Source organism: Lacrimispora xylanolytica (assembly GCF_026723765.1).
Taxonomy (GTDB): Bacteria; Bacillota; Clostridia; order Lachnospirales; family Lachnospiraceae; genus Lacrimispora; species Lacrimispora xylanolytica.
In genome coordinates, this window is the sequence record NZ_CP113524.1 from 4,417,049 (window position 1) to 4,437,695 (window position 20,647).

Annotated in this window: 18 protein-coding genes; 7 read left to right on the top strand and 11 right to left on the bottom strand. The window is 42.0% G+C overall.

Going from position 1 to position 20,647, the window contains the following annotated elements; translation table 11 throughout:
• The first annotated feature begins 195 nt into the window (after nucleotides 1–195).
• Both OW255_RS20350 and OW255_RS20355 read left to right on the top strand, forming a co-directional pair.
• The gene (locus tag OW255_RS20350) at nucleotides 196–528 is read left to right on the top strand and encodes a PadR family transcriptional regulator (protein WP_268115163.1); all 333 of its coding nucleotides are present in this window, start codon (nucleotides 196–198) and stop codon (nucleotides 526–528) included.
• Nucleotides 521–1,963, top strand: coding sequence for a permease prefix domain 1-containing protein (locus OW255_RS20355; RefSeq protein ID WP_268115164.1), 1,443 nt, complete (start codon nucleotides 521–523; stop codon nucleotides 1,961–1,963). Before OW255_RS20350 ends, OW255_RS20355 begins: the two co-directional genes overlap by 8 nt.
• 44 nt (nucleotides 1,964–2,007) lie before the next feature.
• On the opposite strand, the gene OW255_RS20360 is transcribed toward OW255_RS20355, so the two are convergent.
• From OW255_RS20360 to OW255_RS20370, 3 genes are read right to left on the bottom strand one after another with little or no spacing between them, the layout of a single operon-like run.
• Entirely contained in the window at nucleotides 2,008–2,565 is a 558-nt protein-coding gene (locus OW255_RS20360; protein WP_268115165.1) for a DUF1697 domain-containing protein, read from the bottom strand.
• A gap of 32 nt (nucleotides 2,566–2,597) precedes the next feature.
• On the bottom strand, nucleotides 2,598–3,119 hold the full coding sequence (locus OW255_RS20365; protein WP_035317726.1) for a hypothetical protein: 522 nt from the start codon (nucleotides 3,117–3,119) through the stop codon (nucleotides 2,598–2,600).
• A 30-nt stretch (nucleotides 3,120–3,149) separates the two neighbouring features.
• On the bottom strand, nucleotides 3,150–3,500 hold the full coding sequence (locus OW255_RS20370) for a VOC family protein (protein WP_268115166.1): 351 nt from the start codon (nucleotides 3,498–3,500) through the stop codon (nucleotides 3,150–3,152).
• 205 nt (nucleotides 3,501–3,705) lie between these two features.
• On the opposite strand from OW255_RS20370, the gene corA reads away from it, so the two are divergent.
• The 4 genes from corA to OW255_RS20390 all read left to right on the top strand — a co-directional run bounded on the left by corA (nucleotide 3,706) and on the right by OW255_RS20390 (nucleotide 7,501).
• The gene (gene corA / locus OW255_RS20375) at nucleotides 3,706–4,770 is read left to right on the top strand and encodes a magnesium/cobalt transporter CorA (protein WP_268115167.1); all 1,065 of its coding nucleotides are present in this window, start codon (nucleotides 3,706–3,708) and stop codon (nucleotides 4,768–4,770) included.
• A 35-nt stretch (nucleotides 4,771–4,805) separates the two neighbouring features.
• Nucleotides 4,806–5,495, top strand: a complete 690-nt coding sequence (locus tag OW255_RS20380; RefSeq protein WP_024837972.1) for a Crp/Fnr family transcriptional regulator — start codon at nucleotides 4,806–4,808, stop codon at nucleotides 5,493–5,495.
• 118 nt (nucleotides 5,496–5,613) lie between these two features.
• Nucleotides 5,614–6,312 (top strand): iron-sulfur cluster repair di-iron protein, encoded by a 699-nt coding sequence (gene ric / locus OW255_RS20385; RefSeq protein ID WP_268115168.1) that lies wholly within the window; start codon nucleotides 5,614–5,616, stop codon nucleotides 6,310–6,312.
• A 1-nt stretch (nucleotide 6,313) separates the two neighbouring features.
• Nucleotides 6,314–7,501, top strand: a complete 1,188-nt coding sequence (locus OW255_RS20390; RefSeq protein WP_024837970.1) for an oxygen-binding di-iron domain-containing protein — start codon at nucleotides 6,314–6,316, stop codon at nucleotides 7,499–7,501.
• 73 nt (nucleotides 7,502–7,574) lie between these two features.
• Here OW255_RS20390 and OW255_RS20395 read toward each other — a convergent pair whose 3' ends face one another.
• The 3 genes from OW255_RS20395 to OW255_RS20405 are packed head-to-tail and all read right to left on the bottom strand — an operon-like array spanning nucleotide 7,575 to nucleotide 12,819.
• Nucleotides 7,575–9,458 carry a hypothetical protein gene (locus tag OW255_RS20395; protein ID WP_268115169.1) on the bottom strand — a complete coding sequence of 628 codons (1,884 nt, stop codon included), beginning with the start codon at nucleotides 9,456–9,458 and terminating at the stop codon, nucleotides 7,575–7,577.
• The gene (locus OW255_RS20400; RefSeq protein ID WP_268115170.1) at nucleotides 9,459–11,732 is read right to left on the bottom strand and encodes a glycosyltransferase family 2 protein; all 2,274 of its coding nucleotides are present in this window, start codon (nucleotides 11,730–11,732) and stop codon (nucleotides 9,459–9,461) included.
• The gene (locus OW255_RS20405; protein WP_024837967.1) at nucleotides 11,722–12,819 is read right to left on the bottom strand and encodes a bifunctional glycosyltransferase family 2/GtrA family protein; all 1,098 of its coding nucleotides are present in this window, start codon (nucleotides 12,817–12,819) and stop codon (nucleotides 11,722–11,724) included. The genes OW255_RS20400 and OW255_RS20405 overlap by 11 nt, the downstream gene beginning before the upstream one ends.
• A gap of 327 nt (nucleotides 12,820–13,146) precedes the next feature.
• Here OW255_RS20405 and OW255_RS20410 point away from each other — a divergent pair, with 327 nt between their 5' ends.
• Complete coding sequence (locus tag OW255_RS20410) at nucleotides 13,147–14,826, top strand: methyl-accepting chemotaxis protein (protein ID WP_268115171.1); 1,680 nt, start codon at nucleotides 13,147–13,149, stop codon at nucleotides 14,824–14,826.
• A gap of 83 nt (nucleotides 14,827–14,909) precedes the next feature.
• On the opposite strand, the gene OW255_RS20415 is transcribed toward OW255_RS20410, so the two are convergent.
• From OW255_RS20415 to OW255_RS20435, 5 genes are all read right to left on the bottom strand, one after another.
• Complete coding sequence (locus OW255_RS20415; protein ID WP_268115172.1) at nucleotides 14,910–16,322, bottom strand: cellulase family glycosylhydrolase; 1,413 nt, start codon at nucleotides 16,320–16,322, stop codon at nucleotides 14,910–14,912.
• Nucleotides 16,323–16,618: 296 nt separating this feature from the next.
• Nucleotides 16,619–17,554 (bottom strand): ABC transporter ATP-binding protein, encoded by a 936-nt coding sequence (locus tag OW255_RS20420; protein ID WP_268115173.1) that lies wholly within the window; start codon nucleotides 17,552–17,554, stop codon nucleotides 16,619–16,621.
• A gap of 4 nt (nucleotides 17,555–17,558) precedes the next feature.
• A complete protein-coding gene (locus OW255_RS20425; protein ID WP_268115174.1) occupies nucleotides 17,559–18,623 on the bottom strand; it encodes an ABC transporter ATP-binding protein in 1,065 nt (354 codons plus the stop codon).
• Between the two features lie 10 nt (nucleotides 18,624–18,633).
• A complete protein-coding gene (locus tag OW255_RS20430) occupies nucleotides 18,634–19,695 on the bottom strand; it encodes an ABC transporter permease (protein WP_268115175.1) in 1,062 nt (353 codons plus the stop codon).
• Nucleotides 19,685–20,629, bottom strand: coding sequence for an ABC transporter permease (locus OW255_RS20435; RefSeq protein WP_268115176.1), 945 nt, complete (start codon nucleotides 20,627–20,629; stop codon nucleotides 19,685–19,687). The genes OW255_RS20430 and OW255_RS20435 overlap by 11 nt, the downstream gene beginning before the upstream one ends.
• Between the last annotated feature and the right edge of the window lie 18 nt (nucleotides 20,630–20,647).

Below are 20,647 nucleotides of genomic sequence, written 5' to 3' on the forward strand. Positions count from 1 at the left end.
TTTTTTAATAGTTGTGCTGTCTATAATCATAAGGGAGCCACAGGTATTTTGCAAGGGAGGTTAATCTTTCATTTATATTCATTCAGCCTTTGCAGCTTGACTTACCTGGATAATCTATGTATAATAGCTAACATACTTAGATTATCTATGTATACGAATCAATCACTTACATTCTTAAAGAAAGGAGTCAATTCTATGGATAAACGCTATATGGCCCTTGGAACTTCCATGCTGGTTCTAAAGCTTTTAAAACAGCAAAGTATGTATGGTTATCAGATCATTCGTGAGCTGGAACAACAGAGCCAGAATGTTTTTAGACTTCAGGAAGGTACTCTCTATCCTGTCCTTCACATCTTAGAACAGCAAGGAGCCGTTACCAGCTTTCAACGAACTTCGGAAAATGGCCGTCTACGTAAATATTACGCGCTCACCACACATGGTGAAACAATGCTGGATGAAAAATTGAAGGAGTGGGAGATTTATCAGACTGCTATTAACCAGGTAATAGGAGGTGTTTTATTTGAGTAAAACTAGTCCTGATTCCCAGGTGACTCATTTTCTTAATGAGGTGACTGATCAGATATCATATAAACCGTTGCGCCCCTCCATCCGTCAGGAATTGGAATCTCATATTCAGGACCGTATGGAAGATTATGAATCCCAGGGGTTCACGAGAGAAGACGCAGAAAGCCAATCACTTAAGGATATGGGAGATGCCCTTACGATTGGCATTGAACTTAATGAAGCACACAGGATTCAAAAATCTCCGTTGCTTCTATTTATTACAGCATTCCTGCTTCTCACGGGTTTTGTTTTCTCAAGCCTTGTAATATGGTCACCAGTACAGACAGTATATGCCCTTCTTTACTATATACCAGGAGTAATTCTTCTCGTATTTATAGTATTAAAGGGATATCCTCTTTTCATTCGCTATAGAAGAAAGTTGGCAATCTTTATAGGCTTTTTATATCTATTACAAATTAGTTTATTTATACTATCACTCTTTAGTGGAAGACGGTTTGGCATTGTTAATACTTCTTTTTTTGCCACATTACTGCTCGTCCCTGTAATTACAACCTTGCTATATTTTTTCCGACATAGTAAAAAGACACTTCTTGCAATCTTTGTTGGTTGTACTTATGCATGGCTGCCTTTTATGTACACCAGTTCCTGGTTTATTTGGGAAAGCGCCATTATCATTTTTCTTCTAAGTACGTTTGGAACCGTTTGTTTTATGATTCACCGGGAAATCATTAAAGGCAGAAAAAAATATCTCTATTCAGCTGCACTGGGCCTTTTACTTTTTCTTGGCAGCCCTCTTTTATTATCAGATTCAGGCAAGCGAACGGTGGAGAACTTTCTATTTCCCCAGCACTCAGTTAACAGAACCTTAGATGATACATACAATGCAATATTGATTCAGGAATTGCTTTCAAGAACACCTCTTAATCATGGCTTAGAACTTACCCCTGATGAAATGATGGATTATGGTACTGGTGCATGGTATTTTACTCGCATTACCTCAAAGAAACAAGGATACGATCCTAAATCAGTTCATTACAACGTAGAGGACGTAACGCTTTGGGACATTCTGCCTCAGCATTATTATAATAATTACATCATCTCAGTTTTTATTCTGATGTATGGCTGGATTGCCGGATTGATGTTCATAGGAGTCATTGGTGCTTTTTTCTTTCTTCTCTTTACAATTATTAGTAAAATTCATGGACATCTGGCCTCATCTTTGGCATTTGCCTGCGGTCAGTGCCTGCTTTGGCAGACGGTATTTTATCTGCTGGGAAATTTCGGCTATCAGTATTCCAATTTTCCCAATCTCCCTCTGATTTCAGAAGGAAAGCTAAGTATTATTTTTAATATGTTGCTTCTTGGAATGATTTTTTCTGCCTATCGTTTTGACCATGTAATCGAAGAGCCTGTAAATTACAAACCGATTATTTCCTGATAAGTATTCTAATTGAGCCAACAGGATTTTACTCTCTTGTCGGCTCAATTATTTAATCTAAAAAGCTCAAAAAGCTGTAATAATTTTTTAGTAGTATTGGCATTTCTTATTGTTACACTTTGATAAGCAGACTTGCCAACAATCTTTGACCATCTTGTTCTCGAAAACGTTTGAATCGGTGCTGACCAGAAAATCACCTGCCCGTAATAACTCACTTGCTCATACTCCGGTTTCGAATGCCCCACCATATCTATGACCTCCTCTGCTGTGGCAGGAGGTATCACAAAAATTGCATTATGTTTTGACTGTGCATCCTGGTCCCACCAGGTTGGTGCATGGGATAGAGCATCAGACAAATCCTTTTCAGATATAATCGTGACAGTTATAGCTAGATTAAAATAATTTTTAATGGCCAATTCACAGTTTTTTTTAATCGCTTCTTCCATATCTATATTACATGAAAATATAATATTGCCACTGTTGATATAAGTAACTACATTTTGATATCCCATCTCTTCAAACATCTTTTTTAATTCTGGCATCGCTATTTTGTTTTTACCGCCGACATTTATGCCGCGCAACAATGCGATATAATTTCCCATCAATTTATCCTCGCAAAGATCCTTCTTGTTTTTTATTTTTTTATTATAGTATCCATTCTATTTAACCAAAATTCATCTTGTACCTTTATTAATCGCTTCATTTCCTCCAGATAGCTTTCATTCCAGTTCTGAACTGCAATCAGCTCCCTTCCACATCGAAAAACACTTCTGCCATCGGGATAAAGATAGGTATAGCCTTCTAAGGTTCCTTTGCATCTTCCACAACCATAACAGCCGGTATAGCGTCCTTCAAATTCTTCAATCACCCGCTTAATACCTTGACTGAAAATATCTGAATACGATGGATTGGCATAGAATTTGAACCTTAAACCCGGTGGCCTTGACGGTATGCCATTGTCATGGTCTTCAAATTTCATGATAGATGTTTTTACTTTATTTTTTGAGAAATCTATGGAAAGATGTTTTGTCTTGTTTTTTTTGGGTGTGTAGCCCAACATATCTGCATATTCTGCTAAACTTTGAAACATTGGTTTGTATGAATCAGGAACTGCATTTAGAAATTCAATTAACAATGCCTTACTTTTTTCTTTCATAGCGTACCCCCAAATGTTATTTAAATAAATTTACTCTACCGGAAAGCTTCTAAACGTAATTAAGTTATGATCCGGGTCCAGGAAACTCATATTCTTAGCTCCCCATGGCCGCATGGTTGGAGGATCAACGATTTCTACTCCCATGTTTTTTAAGCGTTCATATTCCATATCAACATCATTTACTGTAAAAGCAATGCAGATATTGTGTGGGTTTACATTCCGTACAAGTCCATCATTGTAAATAGTTAATGAAGTTTCTTCCGTTAGAATTGCCTGGTGCACAGGATCACTGCTGCCGTTTTCTACCCCTAACAATGTCTTATAGAATTCAGACAAACGAATTACATCGCTGGTCATGAAGCATACCTCACCTACTTTCATAGCATCCTCCTTAAATCACTGCAATTTTATAAAGATATTATACTATAAAATTCCAAGCGTGCTATACTATAAACAAAAGAAATAAATAAAACTTTAGTCCTTAAAACCTTATGAATATAGACCCAAAGCAGCTTAAAAGTCCCCGACTTCTATTCAAAGGGCTATAGGATTAAGAGGAAACTAATTTTATAGAAAAGAGGATGTCATGGATTCAAAGGATACGATACAGCCCGGTAGTGCTGACAGGAAAAATCAAAGTAATAATGCCCCTGACATTACAGACAAGATTACAATAGAAATCATTGAATACAGTCCAACAAGCTATAAGACATACCAAAAGAACCTCAGGGATTTAGAACATTTAAAGGCGTTAAAAAATATTCCGGAGCACAGTGTGCGATGGATTAATGTTGATGGTGTGGATGATGAGACCGCGCTAAAGGCTTTGGGCAATTCCTTTCATATTCACCCACTGATTATACAAAGCATCTTAAGTCCCAATGAACGGGCAAAGATTGAGGAATATAAAGATTCTCTTCACGTGACCGCTAAAATGCTATATTACTCTAAAAATGAACTGGTGGTGGAAAAGTTAAATCTGATTCTTGGACCCAACTATGTAATTACCTTTGGGGAAATTTCAGGTGATGTGTTTGACGGCATACGAAACCATGTGAAGGCTGAGGGATCTCCGGTGAGAAATTATGGTGGGGATTATCTTATGTATTTGATTTTAGATGCCCTGGCAGAGAGCTATTTTGATATTCTGGAGACCTTAAAAGAACAGATTGATTCTCTTGAGGACCGGGTGATGGAGAAAACTGACCAGGACCATCTCTTAGAAATCAGAAGAATCAAAAAAGAGCTGATGAAAATAAGTAAATATATCTGGCCCTTAAGAGATGTGGCCTCCCTGTTAGGACGGGAAGCCATGGAACTGATACGCCCCGCCACAGAACCTTATTTAAGGGATGTTTACAACCGTATTGTTCAGGCCATTGATACAACGGAAATATGCCGGGATCTTCTCTCTGGTCTGGCAGACCTTCATTTATCCAATACCAGCAACCGGCTCAACGAGATCATGAAGGTTTTGACTGTCATATCTACCATATTTATACCTCTGACCTTTATTGCCGGAATCTATGGCATGAATTTTGCCTATATGCCGGAGCTAAAACTGCCATGGGGGTATGCCGCCACCTGGGGGGTAATGCTGGCTATTGCTGGCTGTATGATTTATTACTTTAAGAAAAAGAAATGGTTTTAATTTGTCCATAAAGCTTTATAGGAAAGGAGAATCTTATGGCTCATGAATGCAGCTGCTGCAACCGACTATGTACGTCCAGAATCTCTCTTTTTGATTCTCTCTCCTTTGAGGAGCAAAAGGAATTGATTACAAAGGCCCAGCATCTGGACTATGGAAAGGGCGATACCATATTTATTGAAAACGATCCAGCTGATAAGATTATGATTATTCGATATGGAAAGATTAAGATTAACCGATATTCCATGGAAGGAAAAGAATTTGTCCTGGATATCCTGGATGAAGGTGATTTTTATGGGGAGCAGAATATTTTTGGCGGAAACCTTTTGGAGGCCAATGCAGTGGCTTTAGGGGACAGCGGAGTCTGTATGATTTATCTCAAGGATATTCAGGATCTGATTTTACGAAAGCCGGAAATAGGAATTAAGCTTCTTCATGTCATCGGCCACAAGCTTTCCCTGGCCAATGAACTGGTACGTTTACTTTCTGTGAACAATGCAAAAGCAAGAATCGCAGGTTTTATTCTATTTCGAAGCAACCGAATCAACAGCGAGACCATAGAACTGACCAGAGAAGACATTGCTGCCTATATCAATGTGCGAAGAGAGACCATCAGCCGAAAGATGGGGGAGCTCTCCCGGGAAGGAGCCATTGCTTTAGAGGGAAATCGTAAGGTACGGATCTTAAAGAAAGACCTGTTAAGAGAAGCCTTTGAAAACGATGTGTAACAGAAATTATAATTATTTTAAAAAAAACTCAAATAATGATTTAAATCACATTTTTCTTTTCCTACCCGGGTTATACTAGGCTTACAAAACAGAGATGCACCGGAAAGGAAGGATAAATATGATTACACTTCAAATGAAATTAAGTGACATTGTTAAGGCTTATCCAAGAGCCGTTGATATTTTTAATGACTTTCACATTGACTATTGCTGCGGTGGAAAGGACCACCTTCTAGATGCCTTAAAGGAGCTTTCCATTGACCCCAAGAGCTTTATGGATGTGATGAATAAAAAACTGGCGGACGCTAAGAATAAAACCAGTAACGGTGAGGTTCTAAACGTAGACCAGCTTATGGATATGGAAGTCCCTGATCTGATTGACTATATTATTGACACCTATCATACAAAGGAAAGAAGGCTCATTGCAGAAATAGACGGCCTGATGAACAAAGTCCTTCTTGTCCATTATGAGCATCATCAGTCTCAGCTGGTTTCCCTTCACAGCCTTTTCTCTGATTTGAAAAAAGAGCTGGAAGAACATTTTGCCAAAGAAGAAAAACTGGTTTTCCCATACATGAAAAAAAGCTTTTCCGAAAGCAAAAGCGACGGTTACGTAAAGGAGCTGGAGGATGAGCATGATGCAGCTGGAGACCTCATTAAGGAGATTACAGCCTGCACCAATGATTTTAAGGCTCCCGAAGGCGCATGTGCTTCCTACCGCATGCTGTTTGAGAAACTAAACGAACTGATTAAGGATATTTATAACCATATATTCACTGAAAACTCACTGTTATTTCCAAAGTATGAGGGAGGACGTTAAGATGAAGAAACTTGTAAAGAACAATGTAAACTGGGTCGGTATTATTGATTGGGAGCTGGAATCCTTCCATGGAGCCGACTACTCCATCAATCATGGCTCCAGCCAGAACGCTTATTTGATTCAGGAGGAAAAAACCGTATTGATCGATACGGTGTGGAAGCCTCATTCCACAGAGTTTGTAGATAATCTGGAAAAAGAAATCGATTTAAAAGAGATTGACTTTATTGTAGCCAACCACGGAGAGGTGGATCACAGCGGCTCCTTGCCAGCTTTGATGGAAAAGATTCCGGGAACCCCTATTTACTGTACTGCCAATGGCGTTAAGTCTCTTACCGGACAGTACCATCACCCGGAATGGAATTATCAGGTGGTAAAAACCGGAGATTCCGTTGATATTGGAAACGGGAAAAAGCTTGTGTTCGTGGAAATGAAGATGCTGCACTGGCCTGACAGCATGGCAACCTACTTGACCGGAGACAATATACTCTTTTCCAACGATGCCTTTGGTCAGCATTTTGCTGTGGAAGAACTGTTTAATGACAAGGCTGACAAGTGCAGGCTTTGGGAAGAGGCTCTTAAGTACTATGCCAACATCTTAACACCATTTTCACCTCTGGTTAAAAAGAAAGTGGAAGAAATTCAGGGACTGAACATTCCGATTGATATCATTGCCACCAGCCATGGTGCGATCTGGAGAGAGAATGCCTTACAGATCGTTGAAAAGTACTACGAGTGGTCCCAGGATTACCAGGAGGACCAGATTACAGTGGTTTACGATACCATGTGGGATGGAACCAAGCAGCTGGCCCATAAGATCAGTGCTGAAATCGCTGAAATTTCTCCTGAGACCAGAGTAAAGATCTTTAACATTTCAAAGGCAGATAAAAATGATATTATGACGGAAGTATTTAAATCAAAGGCCATTGCCTTAGGCTCTCCAACGGTAGGAAACAATATTTTATCTTCTGTTGGCGGATGGCTTGACTTCTTAAAGGAATTAAAGTTCAAACATAAAAAAGCGGCTGTATTCGGCTGCTACGGCTGGAGCGGGGAAGGCACAAAGGTCCTTCGTGAAAGGCTGACGGATGCAGGCTTTTCCGTTGTGGAAGCAGAAGCCAAATGTCAGTGGAACCCAAGAGATGAGGACTTTGACAGAGCTGCCGGAATTGCTAAAGCATTGTGTGAATAACGTACGGCAGGAAACAGGGAAAGCCCCCTTTATAGAACCTAAACCAATTGGTTCTATAAAGGGGGCTTTCCAATTACGTCTGCGGTACAAGCTCCACCTTTTTTTCAGCGCCTTCACCACCGGAAGCAATGATTTTATAAATCCCTTCTCCACCGGTAACTCCATAATGCTTTTTCAGCAGATACTTGGCCGGAGCATCACTTTCTACCATGACCAGATAATCGTATCCGCTTAAGAGGTTTGTCATATTATCCTCATAGAAAGCACATATTCCGTCCACGTGAGGTGCGTAAAGCATATATTTCCCAAGGTATTGCATGTAATAATTGGTCACCTGGCTGTCTCTGTCTGACGCGTAGAATAAATATTTGCTCTGATCCACGTCTCCTTTTTTATACCACCGGTCTCCAGTCACTGCCTTGACCTCATAGGGCAATGTGGTCTCATACCCTTTCTGTATGGTATACATACCATTATATTCGGACATGAGAAGGGCCATGGACACGCCGATTACACCAATGACTCCCTTTTGATACCGGTCCTTACTCTCCACCGTTTTAAATGCCCGGTAATCCGGTACTTCATTCATCCGGTAGTAGAATGTATTTTCTATATCAACGGTGGCGCAAAGGATCAGACCGCCTGCAAATAGCACCACAATACTGGAAGCATACCGGTCAAAGCCTGCCAGCCGAATAGCTTCATCAAGAGGCATTGAAAAGATATAAAGGGCTAATATACCCAGATAATAGCTAATGAGCACCACATCAAGAGCAATCAATGCTTTCCATAAGTTCCATTTCTTTTTTAAGACGGTAATTGTAAATATCATGGTCAATATGACAGCCACATGAAACGCCAGAACACCCAGGGCGGGCCTGGTGTTTATATCAAGGGCGGATTTCACAAAAAGAGTCACGATTTTATTGATGTCCTCCCCGCTTTTGCCTGCTGAAGCATTGTTAAGGGTATCTGTGGAAACATCAAATTTATTTTTCACTCCCTGAAAGCTCACAGCCATATGAAGGCTCCAAAGCACATAGGGAAGAAATGAGGCAGAGATAGAGGAAAGAAGCATAATGCCTGTCTTTAACAGCGGTTTTTCTCGATTCTTAAGCCACTGATAGACCAGAAACAAAAGCCCAATGCCTGCATAGATCGTACCTGTATTTTTCACGATCATCAAAAGTCCTGCAATGGGAACGGTACAGACACAGGCTTTTTTCATACAATCCTTATATCGGTATGCGATTACAAATAAGACCAGGGTGTAGATGGGCAGGATAAAATCCACCAGCAGGTTATTAATACGGATGGTTATATTAAAAAAGGAGAGAACCGAACAGCCAGCCCCTAAAAACCCATAGAGGAGAAATCTCTTTTTTTCTTTAATTATGCCGAATATCCCATAGAAGCAGGCAAATATCAACAGTCCCTGGCCAATCAGCATGACAGCCTGGGAATGACCGGCAAACCGGCAGATATAATATAGAAACGAAGTCGTTCCAAGCGGATAGTTTTTAAAGTCAATCAGCTCTGAGGCCGCGGTGGGAAATGCGTTGGTACTAAGCATGACCTTTAATGCAATGGCCCAGTGGGAAAAATTATCATAATGGGTCAATTTACTGATGCTTAACAGATAAAGGAAGAACATGCTGCCCACAAAGAACATTCCCTGAAACAGGGTGATTTTAAAGTGAATGCACTCTTTTTTTAAGCATGTCTTACTTAAAAAGTAAGCAAAGGAAATAAGGCCAACTAAAAAAACAAGTATGGCACCAGGAAGTAAAAGGTTAAAAATACCTCCGATATAAACAACACAGGCTATGGAAGAAAAAACAAAGACAGGAATAAATTCCGGCAATAGCTTAAGCTTTTTCCCCACTAATTTAAAATAGCCGATCATGGAACACAGGAGCAGGATTGCCATGACAGCATGAACGATAATACTCATCATTTATTCTCCATTCTCCTCTGCACTGGTAAGGTCCATAAGGACCTGATTGATTTGATCTTTTTTCATAAGCTGATTGAGGTTAACTAACTCAAAAAGCTCTTCCGATGAATGTTTCACAAGCTTACCAGTCCTTTTAAGCACCAGCATGATACCGCTTTTTGTTTTGTATAGAAAGCGGTCATCCTTACTCTCTGTTACGAAATCTACCACGGAAAAGTATTTATAATTAAAGCTTTTTAACCTGCAGGCTCCCCCATTTTTAAATACGATCTTCTGATCCAGAATGATGCGGGGAAGGGCTCTTTTATCTGACACGGGCCTGCTGGTACGCATTTTCATATTTCGTATCAGGTCGTCATAGGCAGTAATCCATAAATCCATCTGCTTTGGCAAGGTATGGTTTCTGTCGTAAATGACCTGCATGAACTGGCGTTTGCTCTCCTCATTGACAGGCTTTACTTCTGCCGAGTACCGCCAGCCGCCTTTATACTCCTTCACATAAACGATCTTACCTAAAAGCTTTGCCTTATAATAAGGGGTCACTATAGTAAAATGAATGGTTTTATCCCCAGGAAGATAAATCGGTGTCTTAGAAGAAAAAGAGACTCCGGTATCCGATACATCTATGGTCTTCGCCTCATATTGTTTGTTCCCGTCCTCAATCAATATGGTTTCTTCCGCACCGATTCGTTCACTGAACCGGTAAGCTTTTCTACCTGACATAAAGAGTATAGCATAACAAAGGGCAACCATGTTATAGGAGATCCAAAAAATAATAACACTGCTGTAAAACAGAGCCGAACCATATTTACCATGAACAAAACGTATCATGGCTGCCAGAGACAGGGCAAGCAATATTACGTGGGGAAGGGCAAAGAGTATCAGGTTATATCCGGTACCATCGCCTTCCTTTTTCTTGTTGGTTACTTTAAAGGTCCTCTCATGAATATGAAGGGTCTCAAGGACAACTGGAAGGATAAGATATGGCATGAAAATAGTATCGATGACCTGGCTCCATCGCTGATTTCTGATGTTTCCCGACAAATATCGCATGGAGAGGCTGTAAAAAAAATAAGCCGGCAGCCAGATGATCACCACATCCCAAAAGCTTGCATTTACAATCTGAAAATCAAAGAGGGCGAACAGGACAGGTGATATAATAAAGATCAAACGGTTAAAAAAAGACCACCAATATAAAAAGCTGTTTAAATACGTGATTCTTGCTTTAAACCTGAGCTTTTTCGTACAGATGGCATGGGTGTTCTGAAGGCTCTGGATCACACCTCTGGCCCAGCGCACTCTCTGCTTTAACATACTTTTTATGGTGGTGGTGGTCAGACCTGCAGCGAGGACTTCATCCGTTGCATAGGTGACATAGCCTGCTTTCTGCAGACGTATGCTGGTCTCTAAGTCTTCTGTAATGGTCTTTAATGGAAATCCGCCGATTTCTTCCATACCTTCTCTTAAAATAACGGTATTGCTTCCGGTATAAGCAACGGCATTGGAGGAATTTCTCATTATATTGACTTCTTTGGAAAAAAAATCCTGTTCGTTTGGGATGTTTCCCTCCGCATATAAGTTAAACTGAAATAAATCAGGGTTATAAAAGCTTTGAGGTGTCTGGACCAGACCCAGCTTTATGGCAGATTCCATTTCATCCTCCCGCCGTAACCTCCAGGTGCCATCCTCTTTCTTAAACTTAGACAGAAAAAAGTAGGGGACTGTTTTCATTAGGAACATGCGCTGAGGAATCATGTCCGCGTCAAAGGTGGCAATAAGGGGGGAGGAGGTATTCTTAAGGGCATTGTTGTAGTTACCAGATTTTGCCTCTTTATTTCCAGACAGTCCCAGGTACCCGATGCCAAACTGGTCTGCCAGCTCCTTAACCGCTTGTCGGTCTCCGTCGTCACAGAGGCAAATGTGCACCTTATCCTTATCCGGATATTCCATAAAGGTGCAGGCATTGACGGTTTTATAAAGGATATCAACAGGCTCATTGTGAGTGGCAATAAACACATCCACATGGGGATAATGTTCCTCAGAAACTACAGGGCGCTCCAGCTGGAACTTATTAAGCCTCATCTTTTGATAAAAGAGCTCGAAGGTGGTAAATACGGTAATCATCTCAGCACCCACAAGGAGAACTCCAGATATGAGGTTAAGGATTCCTTCATGAATGGGCAGCGTAAAGAAGATGCGCCAGCCCAAATACAGCGTCATGAGAATCATCGTTATAATAAAAAATATATTTCTCTTTTTCTCTTCATGGCTCATGGTTTAATCCTCTGATTGCAAATACCCAGCGAGATTGCAGCTGATAATTAAAAAGAAACAAAATCACATCACAAATAATCTTTGCTGCCTTTTCATCCATACGCAGATAGGTATGAAGAAGGTAGACGCTTAACGCAGATAGCACCATATTTAAGGCGCACAAAGCCAGGTACCGGAAGAGGGAATTCGTTCCGGTGTGCTCATTGCAGAACACCAGGTTCTTATTTAAGAAATAATTAACACCAATGGATACCACTCTTGCTGCTGCTGTGGCAGTCATTATTCTTAAAAAGTCAGCCCCCGGCAAAAAACGCCGTAACAGGTCAAAGAGGAGCCAGGCCAGTCCTATATCAATGGCAGCGCAGAGAATGCTGGTAGAAATAAACTTCATAAAATCCGAGGTGATTACAGATATAATCTTAAAGCTGTCCTTTATGGGGTGAAAATGTGTGCCTCTGTTCTCATTCTCATATATGGTCTGAATCTCAACCGGTACGATGGGAACCTTTGATCGGATACAATAGATTAAGACTCTGGTTTCATACTCGAACCGCTCTCCTAAGATTCCCCACATAAGTTCTGTCAGCATTGGTCCAAACGCCCGTAAGCCGGTCTGAGTGTCGGGAAGGTAGCGGCCAAAGAACAAGGCAAATATGGTTGAGGTCAGCCGGTTTCCCATAAGAGATTTTGCTGGTATTCCTGATTGTTTAAAATTCCGCTCCCCTAATATAAGGCTGTCCGGATTTTTTACAGCTTCATTGGCCATACGAAACACATCCTCGGCCGCATGCTGACCGTCAGCATCTGCCGTGATGATACAGGCATAATCCGGATAGGTATCATGGATATAGTGATAACCGGTTTTAAGGGCCATTCCTTTTCCCTGATTGTATTTATGGGTAAGAACTACACAGCCCATTTCCTTCAATGTGCCAAAAATATTCTTATGGGATTCTCCTGAACCGTCATTTACGATTACGATGTCATGCAGCCCATGTCCGTTTAATTCCTTCACATAAGATATCAGCCTGGAATCCGGTTCATAAGCGGGTATGAGAATGATTCTGTTTTTTTCCAAAATCTCCATTTTTATATCCCATCCCATCATCTTTATTTAGTAAATTCATATTTTATCATATCCAATTAAAAGATTAAAGTCAAAGATAGTGTTCAGTAATTAGTGGATGGATGCAATTTGCAAATTACCATAATTTTACATGGAAGTAATTTGTATAAATAGACCTTCATTTATTAAAATACTTAACAAATATAGTATAGTATGAGCATTGACTATTAAACTTAAAAAAATTATAATGAATCAATAAACCAGGCATGCAACTTATACTGAATCAACGTGTAATATGATACATAGATCAGAGGCTTAAGAAGGGCATGAAACCGGGGAGGAGAACGAATGATAAACAAATTAAAAGTCAAAAAAAGATTATTAATTGCGTTTCTTATCGTAGTAATGTTTTCCGGACTTGCAGGAGTCATCGGAATCCAGCTTATCCGCACTACAGATAAAGAATACACCAGAGAACTTCGGGATTATGGTTTTTCTCAGGGAGAGATTGGAAGTCTGGGACAGGCGTTCCAGGCACACAGAGCCACCGTTCTATACATTATTCTTGCGGATAATGAAGCGGATGCAAAAAAACAGGAAGAGACGTTAAATAGTCAGATTCAATTGATTAGCGAAAAGATGGAAAAGGTCAAGGAATATATGAAGACCGATTCCGAGAAAAAGCTTTATCAGGAACTGACCGAGAAGATGAAGACCTATGAGGGATTTAGAGATCAGACCGTTTCTCTCAGAGCAAAGTCATCCACCGAAGCGATGAAGTTCTTCCGCAGCAATGCAGCACCTCTTGCGGCTGAAATCGGTACTTTAATCAACACCATGCTCACGGATAAGTCGACCGCTGGAGAGTCCATGTCTGCTAAGCTTGCTGGACAGGCGGAAATCTTTATGGTGATTATGACGGTTATTGTTATTTCTTCCATTATAGCATCTGTCATCATCGCACTTCGTATTACAAAAGGAATTACAGATCCTCTTGATGAACTGAAAGAAGTGGCAGACCGTATGGCCCAGGGAGAATTAAAATGCAGCCTAAAATACCAGTCAGAGGATGAGCTTGGTAACCTGGCCGACAGCATGAGAACCATGATGTCACGAATCTCCTACTATATGGATTACATATCTGACACCACCGGACGTATGGCTCAGGGTGATTTTAATATTCCCAATGACGTGGAAGAATTCAAAGGCGAATTCCGGCCCGTTCAGATTTCCATACAAAACCTTACCGACTCTTTAAATGATGTTATGGGAAGAATCGCAGAATCCTCTGATCAGGTGGCTAACGGTGCGGAGCAGGTTGCAAGCAGTGCACAGGCCTTAAGCCAGGGTGCTACTGAACAGGCATCTGCCATTCAGGAGCTGGCTGCTACCATCACTGATATTTCCAATAACATTTCCCTCAATGCGGAAAATGCAAAGGAAACAGATCTCCAGGTATCAAATACTGCCACTGAGTTAGAATCCGGAAAAGCAAGAATGCAGGATTTAACCGGTGCCATGGACAATATAAGCGAAGCCTCCTCTGAGATCAGTAAAGTCATTAAGACCATTGAAGACATCGCATTCCAGACCAATATCCTGGCTTTGAATGCAGCCGTAGAGGCCGCCAGAGCAGGAGACGCCGGCAAAGGCTTTGCCGTGGTCGCCGACGAAGTAAGAAACCTGGCAAACAAGAGTCAGGAAGCATCGAAAAATACCGCCGTTCTCATTGAACGCGCCTTAAGCTCCATTGAAACAGGAAATCACATTGCCAGAGAGACCGCAGAATCCATGGACCGCATCGTTCATTCCTCTCAGTCCGTGGCTGAGCTTGTCTATCGGATTTCCAGTGCTTCTGAGGAACAGGCGGACGCCGTAGCTCAGGTGACCCTTGGAATCGACCAGATCTCAAGTGTAGTACAAACCAACTCAGCTACCTCAGAAGAAAGCGCAGCTGCCAGTCAGGAAATGGCAAACCAGGCACATATGTTAAAGGCTCTGATACAGAGATTTCAGTTAAAGATGTAAAAAGAATAAATTTATGGTCCCTCAAAGGGATACACCGTTTCAGGTGCATCCCCTTGAGGGACCTTTTTAATCTGTCTATCTATTTATTTGTGATTATAACTCAGCAGGTAAACGGTCACTGGTTTGTCCGTAGCTCCTACATGAATGATATCCAGCAGATTTTCAAAATCTGAACCAAATGCTTTCACACAGTTGTCGTAAGAATATTTTGCATAATAATGTCCATCAATACTTCCGGATTCACTCATAGGAATTTTACACCAGTTATTACCTCCAGATAAGCTCTGGAAAATCAGCTCTACCTGATCTTTGGTGCCGCTGTATTCAATATAGAAATATCCCCCTTGCTTAATAATGGAAGGATCCAGCCTACCGCCGTATCTTGAAGTGGGAGCGGTAACAGCCTGTGCCCAATTAGTAGCAGTGGAGGCACCCTTAAAAAGGGGAGGGTTCGTATCGTCATCATCGTCATCGTCGGTGTTGCTTTTGTAAACATTTATAATAGCATCAGCAATGCCGCCGTAGACAAAGTTTAAGGATGTGCGGTCAAAAATACCAAACATCTCAGCCCCCGTACCAAAGAGGTTATTATCCCACCAGACACAAGGCATTTTATATTTCTTTGCAAACGTCGCATATGCTTTCGCAAATTTTTCACGGTCAGCCACATTATCCTTACCCGTTGCACCAAACTCTCCAATGACAACAGGCAGGCCTTTTTTTATAAACGTTGAATTAAGCCGAAGGAAAACGGCACTTAAATCATAATAATCGGATTCCGTCCAATTGGAGTGTCCCTTGCCATCAAAAGCAAAATCATAGGGCAGATACGCATGAATGGAAACTGCAATCATATCATCAGCAGCAAGTTTTTTCCAGATGGAAATTTTAGTGCTGTCAGAAGAAGCAGCGTAAGTCGGCATCATAATCAGTCTGGAGCTATTGTTACCACCGGTACCACGCATAGCAGCACGACTGGCTTCATTATACTCGTTCACACATTCATAAAATGCTGTATTTCCATTCCAATCCTCTTGATATCTTGGTTCATTGATGGTTTCAAAAATCAAATAATCTCCATAATCTTTAAAACGGTTCCCCACCTGTTTCCAGATTGCTATGAGTTCATCCTTTACTCGTTGCTTTACGGAGCCGTCTGTTGAGACCATGGTCTGCAAATCATTATGGTGAACATTAATAATCACGTACATTCCATTTTGAAGACCATAGTTCACAACGGTTTCCACCCGATCCATGAATTCAGTTTTTATGGTATAGTTTGATGGATTGGAATAGCTGTCGTCCCATCTCACTGGTACACGTAAGGTCTTAAATCCCTTTGCTGCAATTTTATCAATCATTTCTTTTGTGGTCGCTGGATTTCCCCAATAAGTCTCGTTGTACTCAGATTCCAGAGAATTTCCAAGGTTCCATCCCGGGCCCATATCAGCAACCAGCTGGGCTGCTGTAAGACCTCTCATTTTTGTATTAACCATTTTAATTACTTCCCTTCATTTCAATCAACCTCTATAGCCAGTTGATTTTTTATTCCCGGACCTCCCTTTCTATGAAATGATTTTTTGTTCCTCATTGTGCCCCCTCCCTTTCTCATATGCTTCATTTCATACAAAGCATTTGTTATGAGTCCGGTTATACATCAATATGTGATGGGGGGTAATTTTATTAGAATTTGATAAAATTTAAGCAATATAAACAAATAGACCTTACGCATAGGACCTAACTTTGTGCTACACTTTTTTCATAGACAACTCACCAATCCATGGTTATCACTTTATGCCTTTTTTCTCCAGCTCTTAATCTCGTCCTCTGTCCCTAATACATAATGCTGTCCCTGAATGAAGTGGCTGGTTCCTGCCTTGTAATCAATTCCCATTTCCCCGTAATCATAGGACAGGGCCACCCGCTTTTTCTCTCCAATGGGATCCGGCTGTGGAATGGCGGACAGGAGCGATCTCGTGTAGGGGTGAATGGGATTTTCAAAGATCTCTTCCGTAGTTCCGGTTTCCACCAAATGCCCCAGATGGAGGACTCCAATCCGGTCAGAAATATATTTTACCATGGATAAATCATGAGCAATGAAAAGGATGGCAGACCCGGTCTGTGCCTGAATCTCTTTCATTAAATTCACCACCTGCGCCTGTATGGATACATCAAGAGCGCTGATTGCCTCGTCTGCAATAATGAGATCCGGATCCATAATTAAAGCTCTTGCGATTCCAATTCTCTGTCGCTGGCCCCCGGAAAACTGATGGGGATAGCGGGTGGCATGTTCCTTTGATAGCCCCACCATTTTAAGGATACTGTAAACCTTTTCTTCCCGCTCCTTACTCGAATGGCACATACCATGGAGATCCAGCCCCTGGGCCACGATATCCAATACTTTTTTTCTTGGATTTAAGCAGGCCATGGGATCCTGAAAGATCATCTGCATCTTGGTGCGAAGGTGCTTTGTCTCTTCTCCTGTAAGGTTTCCGGAAATCGTGACTCCCTTAAATTTCACCTCTCCTGATGTTGGCTTATAAAGCCGGATCAAGGAACGGCCGATGGTGGATTTGCCGCTTCCTGATTCCCCTACCAGACCATAGGTCTCGCCTGGGAAGATCTGAAAGGAAACTCCGTCCACCGCTTTTACCTGATAGTTTCTGCTCACTCTGAAATACTGCTTTAGATTGCTCACTTCCAAAAGGGGCTTTTTTTCTTCTTCCATCTCTTTAAGCCTCCTTTCTCATTCTTAAAATCCTGGCTTTCAGAGCATCGGGCATGCCTACCTCCGGCGCTTTCTCATGAAGGAGCCAAGTAGCCGCATAATGGGTATCCGTCACTTGAAACATAGGCGGCTCCATCCGGTAATCAATGTTCAGGGCGTATGCGTTCCGGTCTGCAAAGGCATCTCCCGTTCCTTTCCCAAGCAGATTATAAGGACTTCCTGGTATGGTGTAGAGCGCCTCATCTGAGGTATTTAAATCCGGCATGGCAGATAAAAGTCCCCAGGTATAGGGATGTCTTGGGTCATAAAAGACTTCTTCAGAAAGCCCCTTTTCTACGATCTTTCCCGCATACATCACAGCCACATAATCCGCCACCTTTGCTACTACTCCAAGGTCATGGGTGATGTAGATGACCGAAATTCCGGTTCTATCCTGTATTTCCTTAATCAGCTCCAGTATCTTAGCCTGAATGGTAACATCTAAAGCTGTGGTCGGCTCGTCGCAGATGAGCACCTCAGGATCGCAGGATAAGGCAATGGCAATGACCACTCTCTGGCGCATACCTCCTGATAGCTGGTGGGGGTAACACTTCATCCGCTTCTCAGGCTCTGTAATTCCAACCAGGGACAGGAGGCTCACGGCTTTTTCATAGGCCTCTTTTTTCGGTGTCTTATAATGACACCGCATTCCCTCCATAATCTGCTTTCCTATGGTCATGGTGGGATTTAAGGAGGTCATAGGGTCCTGAAATACCATGGCAATCCGCTTTCCATTGATGCGGCGCCGCATTTCCTTCTTTGTTAGCTTTAATAAATCCTGATGGACGGTCTCCCCGTTTCTTTCATAGGTAAAATCAATGGTGCCGCCGGTAACCGTACCATTTCCGCTTAAAATGCCCATGATGGCCTTAACTGTCACCGACTTTCCTGACCCGGATTCCCCCACGATTGCAAGAGTCTCTCCCTTATATAAATCAAGCTTTACTCCCCGAATGGCATTGGCCTCCCCAGCCGTGGTCTGAAAGGAGATGGAGAGATCCCGAATGGACAATACTTTTTCTTTATTCATGACACGCCTCCTATATCTCCTTCATTTTTGGATCAAATGCATCCCGGAGTCCGTCTGCCAGCATATTAAAGCTCAGCATGATAATAGCCAGCACCAGAACCGGAGAAATAATCATATACGGATGGGTGGTAAATGACTTAAAGGAATCGCTGATTAAGGACCCCAGGGAGGCCAGCGGAGCCGGAACTCCAAGACCAATGAAAGCCAGGAAGGCTTCCGTAAAAATGGCATTTGGTATGGAAAACATGGACATGATGATCAGCTGCCCAAATATGTTTGGAAGAATCTCTTTAAATATAACGTAAAAATCTCCTGCCCCAAGTGTCTTTGAGGCAAGAACAAATTCCTGCTCTTTAAGTTTTAATACCTGGGCTCTGGCAATCCGGTTCATTCCAATCCAGCCCGTAATGGCAAGGGCCAGAGTAATGGTAAATAATCCAGGCCTTAAGACCAGCATAAGAAGGGTCACAATGACCAGGGTGGGAATCCCATTTAATATTTCCGCGAATCGCTGCATGATATTATCCACCGCTCCCCCAAAGTATCCGCTGATCAGCCCATAACTCATTCCAAAGCAAAGATCAACGATGACTGCCACCAGAGCGATGTATAAGGATATCCGGGTACCCATAAAGGTCCGGGTGAAAATATCCCTCCCAAGAACATCCGTGCCAAACCAGTAATAGGTATTTTCCAGACCAGTTGTCTTACCTGAAATTACATACTTGTTTACAACGTTCACGCCCGTGGAGGTGGACATGTGTTCCGTTCCGTCAAAGATTCCCCAGGTTTCAAGACCCGGTATTCTGGGCGCAAGGTTCTGGTTTGCAATAATCTGTCCATCATAGGTATAACCATTCATATAAGGACCTGCAATGGCAAAAAAGATGATGAATAAAATAGCAATGAGGCCAATGACTGCCCCTTTATTTTTTATAAAAGCAGAGAAAACATCGCTCCAATAGGAGCGGGCCGGATATACCTGATCCATGCCAAGATTCTGGTTCTCTGCCAGGAGAAAATCATCCGGCAGAAATTCAAAGGACTCTCCAGATTTCTGATCAGTGCTCATAATTTTCCTCCTTTGCCAGACGGATGCGTGGATCAATGATTCCGTAAAGGATATCGACAAAAAGCATGATTCCAATGTACATGGCACTGTAAATAAAGGCCAGAGTCACAATGACGTTATAATCATTGGACTGTATGGCAGTGACTAAAAGACTTCCTATTCCTGGTATGGAAAATATTTTCTCCACCACAAGAGAGCCTGTCATCAGACTGACGACGAGAGGCGCCAGAACCGTAATAATGGGAATCAGGGCATTTTTTAATCCATGGACCAGAATCAGCCTCCACTGGGGAAGTCCCTTACTTTCTGCCAGGAGCATGTAATCCGAACCCAGAACCTCAAGCATCTCCGTTCTGGTAAAACGGGCCACCGTAGCCACCGTGAACATGGCAAGGGATATGGTGGGCAGTACAGAGGATTTGACTGCCGCTTCCTGCTGATACAACAGCGGAAACCAATGGAACCGGTATCCCAGAGAATATGAAAGCGCCAGCGCGAATACATAGGACGGAAGACTGACTCCCAGTACGGAAATAACCGTAGTTAACGTATCAAATACGGTGTTATGCTTTAAAGCCGCTAAAAGCCCCAGAAACAGCCCTATGATGGTTCCAAGAAGCACAGCCTGACCTCCGATGCGGATAGACACCGGAAGTCTGGAGGCTAAAAGTGTGGTGATGGAGGTGTTCTTGGAAATGGTATAGGACACTCCAAAATCTCCGGTCACCATATGCTTCACATACTGAATAAAGCGGTAGTAGACGGGTTTATCAAGGCCATACTTATCATTTAAAAGAGCTACCTGGGACTGGGTCAGCTTTTCATCGTTAAAGGGGGACCCTGGCATCAGCTGAAGCATTAAAAACAGAATAAAAAGGATTGCCAGTAAGGTTGCCAAAGAAATACAGACCCGCTTTGCAACGTATCGTTTCAAGGGTATCTCTCCTATCTC

Excerpts from the sequence above, each read along its gene's own strand:
- OW255_RS20380 (WP_024837972.1), top strand. The coding sequence starts at position 4,806 with ATGGCTCATGAATGCAGCTGCTGCAACCGACTATGTACGTCCAGAATC.
- OW255_RS20415 (WP_268115172.1), bottom strand. The coding sequence starts at position 16,322 with ATGGTTAATACAAAAATGAGAGGTCTTACAGCAGCCCAGCTGGTTGCT.
- corA (WP_268115167.1), top strand. The coding sequence starts at position 3,706 with ATGGATTCAAAGGATACGATACAGCCCGGTAGTGCTGACAGGAAAAAT.
- OW255_RS20390 (WP_024837970.1), top strand. The coding sequence starts at position 6,314 with ATGAAGAAACTTGTAAAGAACAATGTAAACTGGGTCGGTATTATTGAT.
- OW255_RS20420 (WP_268115173.1), bottom strand. The coding sequence starts at position 17,554 with ATGGAAGAAGAAAAAAAGCCCCTTTTGGAAGTGAGCAATCTAAAGCAG.
- OW255_RS20400 (WP_268115170.1), bottom strand. The coding sequence starts at position 11,732 with ATGAGCCATGAAGAGAAAAAGAGAAATATATTTTTTATTATAACGATG.
- OW255_RS20405 (WP_024837967.1), bottom strand. The coding sequence starts at position 12,819 with ATGGAGATTTTGGAAAAAAACAGAATCATTCTCATACCCGCTTATGAA.
- OW255_RS20410 (WP_268115171.1), top strand. The coding sequence starts at position 13,147 with ATGATAAACAAATTAAAAGTCAAAAAAAGATTATTAATTGCGTTTCTT.
- OW255_RS20395 (WP_268115169.1), bottom strand. The coding sequence starts at position 9,458 with ATGATGAGTATTATCGTTCATGCTGTCATGGCAATCCTGCTCCTGTGT.
- OW255_RS20425 (WP_268115174.1), bottom strand. The coding sequence starts at position 18,623 with ATGAATAAAGAAAAAGTATTGTCCATTCGGGATCTCTCCATCTCCTTT.
- OW255_RS20370 (WP_268115166.1), bottom strand. The coding sequence starts at position 3,500 with ATGAAAGTAGGTGAGGTATGCTTCATGACCAGCGATGTAATTCGTTTG.
- OW255_RS20350 (WP_268115163.1), top strand. The coding sequence starts at position 196 with ATGGATAAACGCTATATGGCCCTTGGAACTTCCATGCTGGTTCTAAAG.
- ric (WP_268115168.1), top strand. The coding sequence starts at position 5,614 with ATGATTACACTTCAAATGAAATTAAGTGACATTGTTAAGGCTTATCCA.
- OW255_RS20360 (WP_268115165.1), bottom strand. The coding sequence starts at position 2,565 with ATGGGAAATTATATCGCATTGTTGCGCGGCATAAATGTCGGCGGTAAA.
- OW255_RS20430 (WP_268115175.1), bottom strand. The coding sequence starts at position 19,695 with ATGAGCACTGATCAGAAATCTGGAGAGTCCTTTGAATTTCTGCCGGAT.
- OW255_RS20365 (WP_035317726.1), bottom strand. The coding sequence starts at position 3,119 with ATGAAAGAAAAAAGTAAGGCATTGTTAATTGAATTTCTAAATGCAGTT.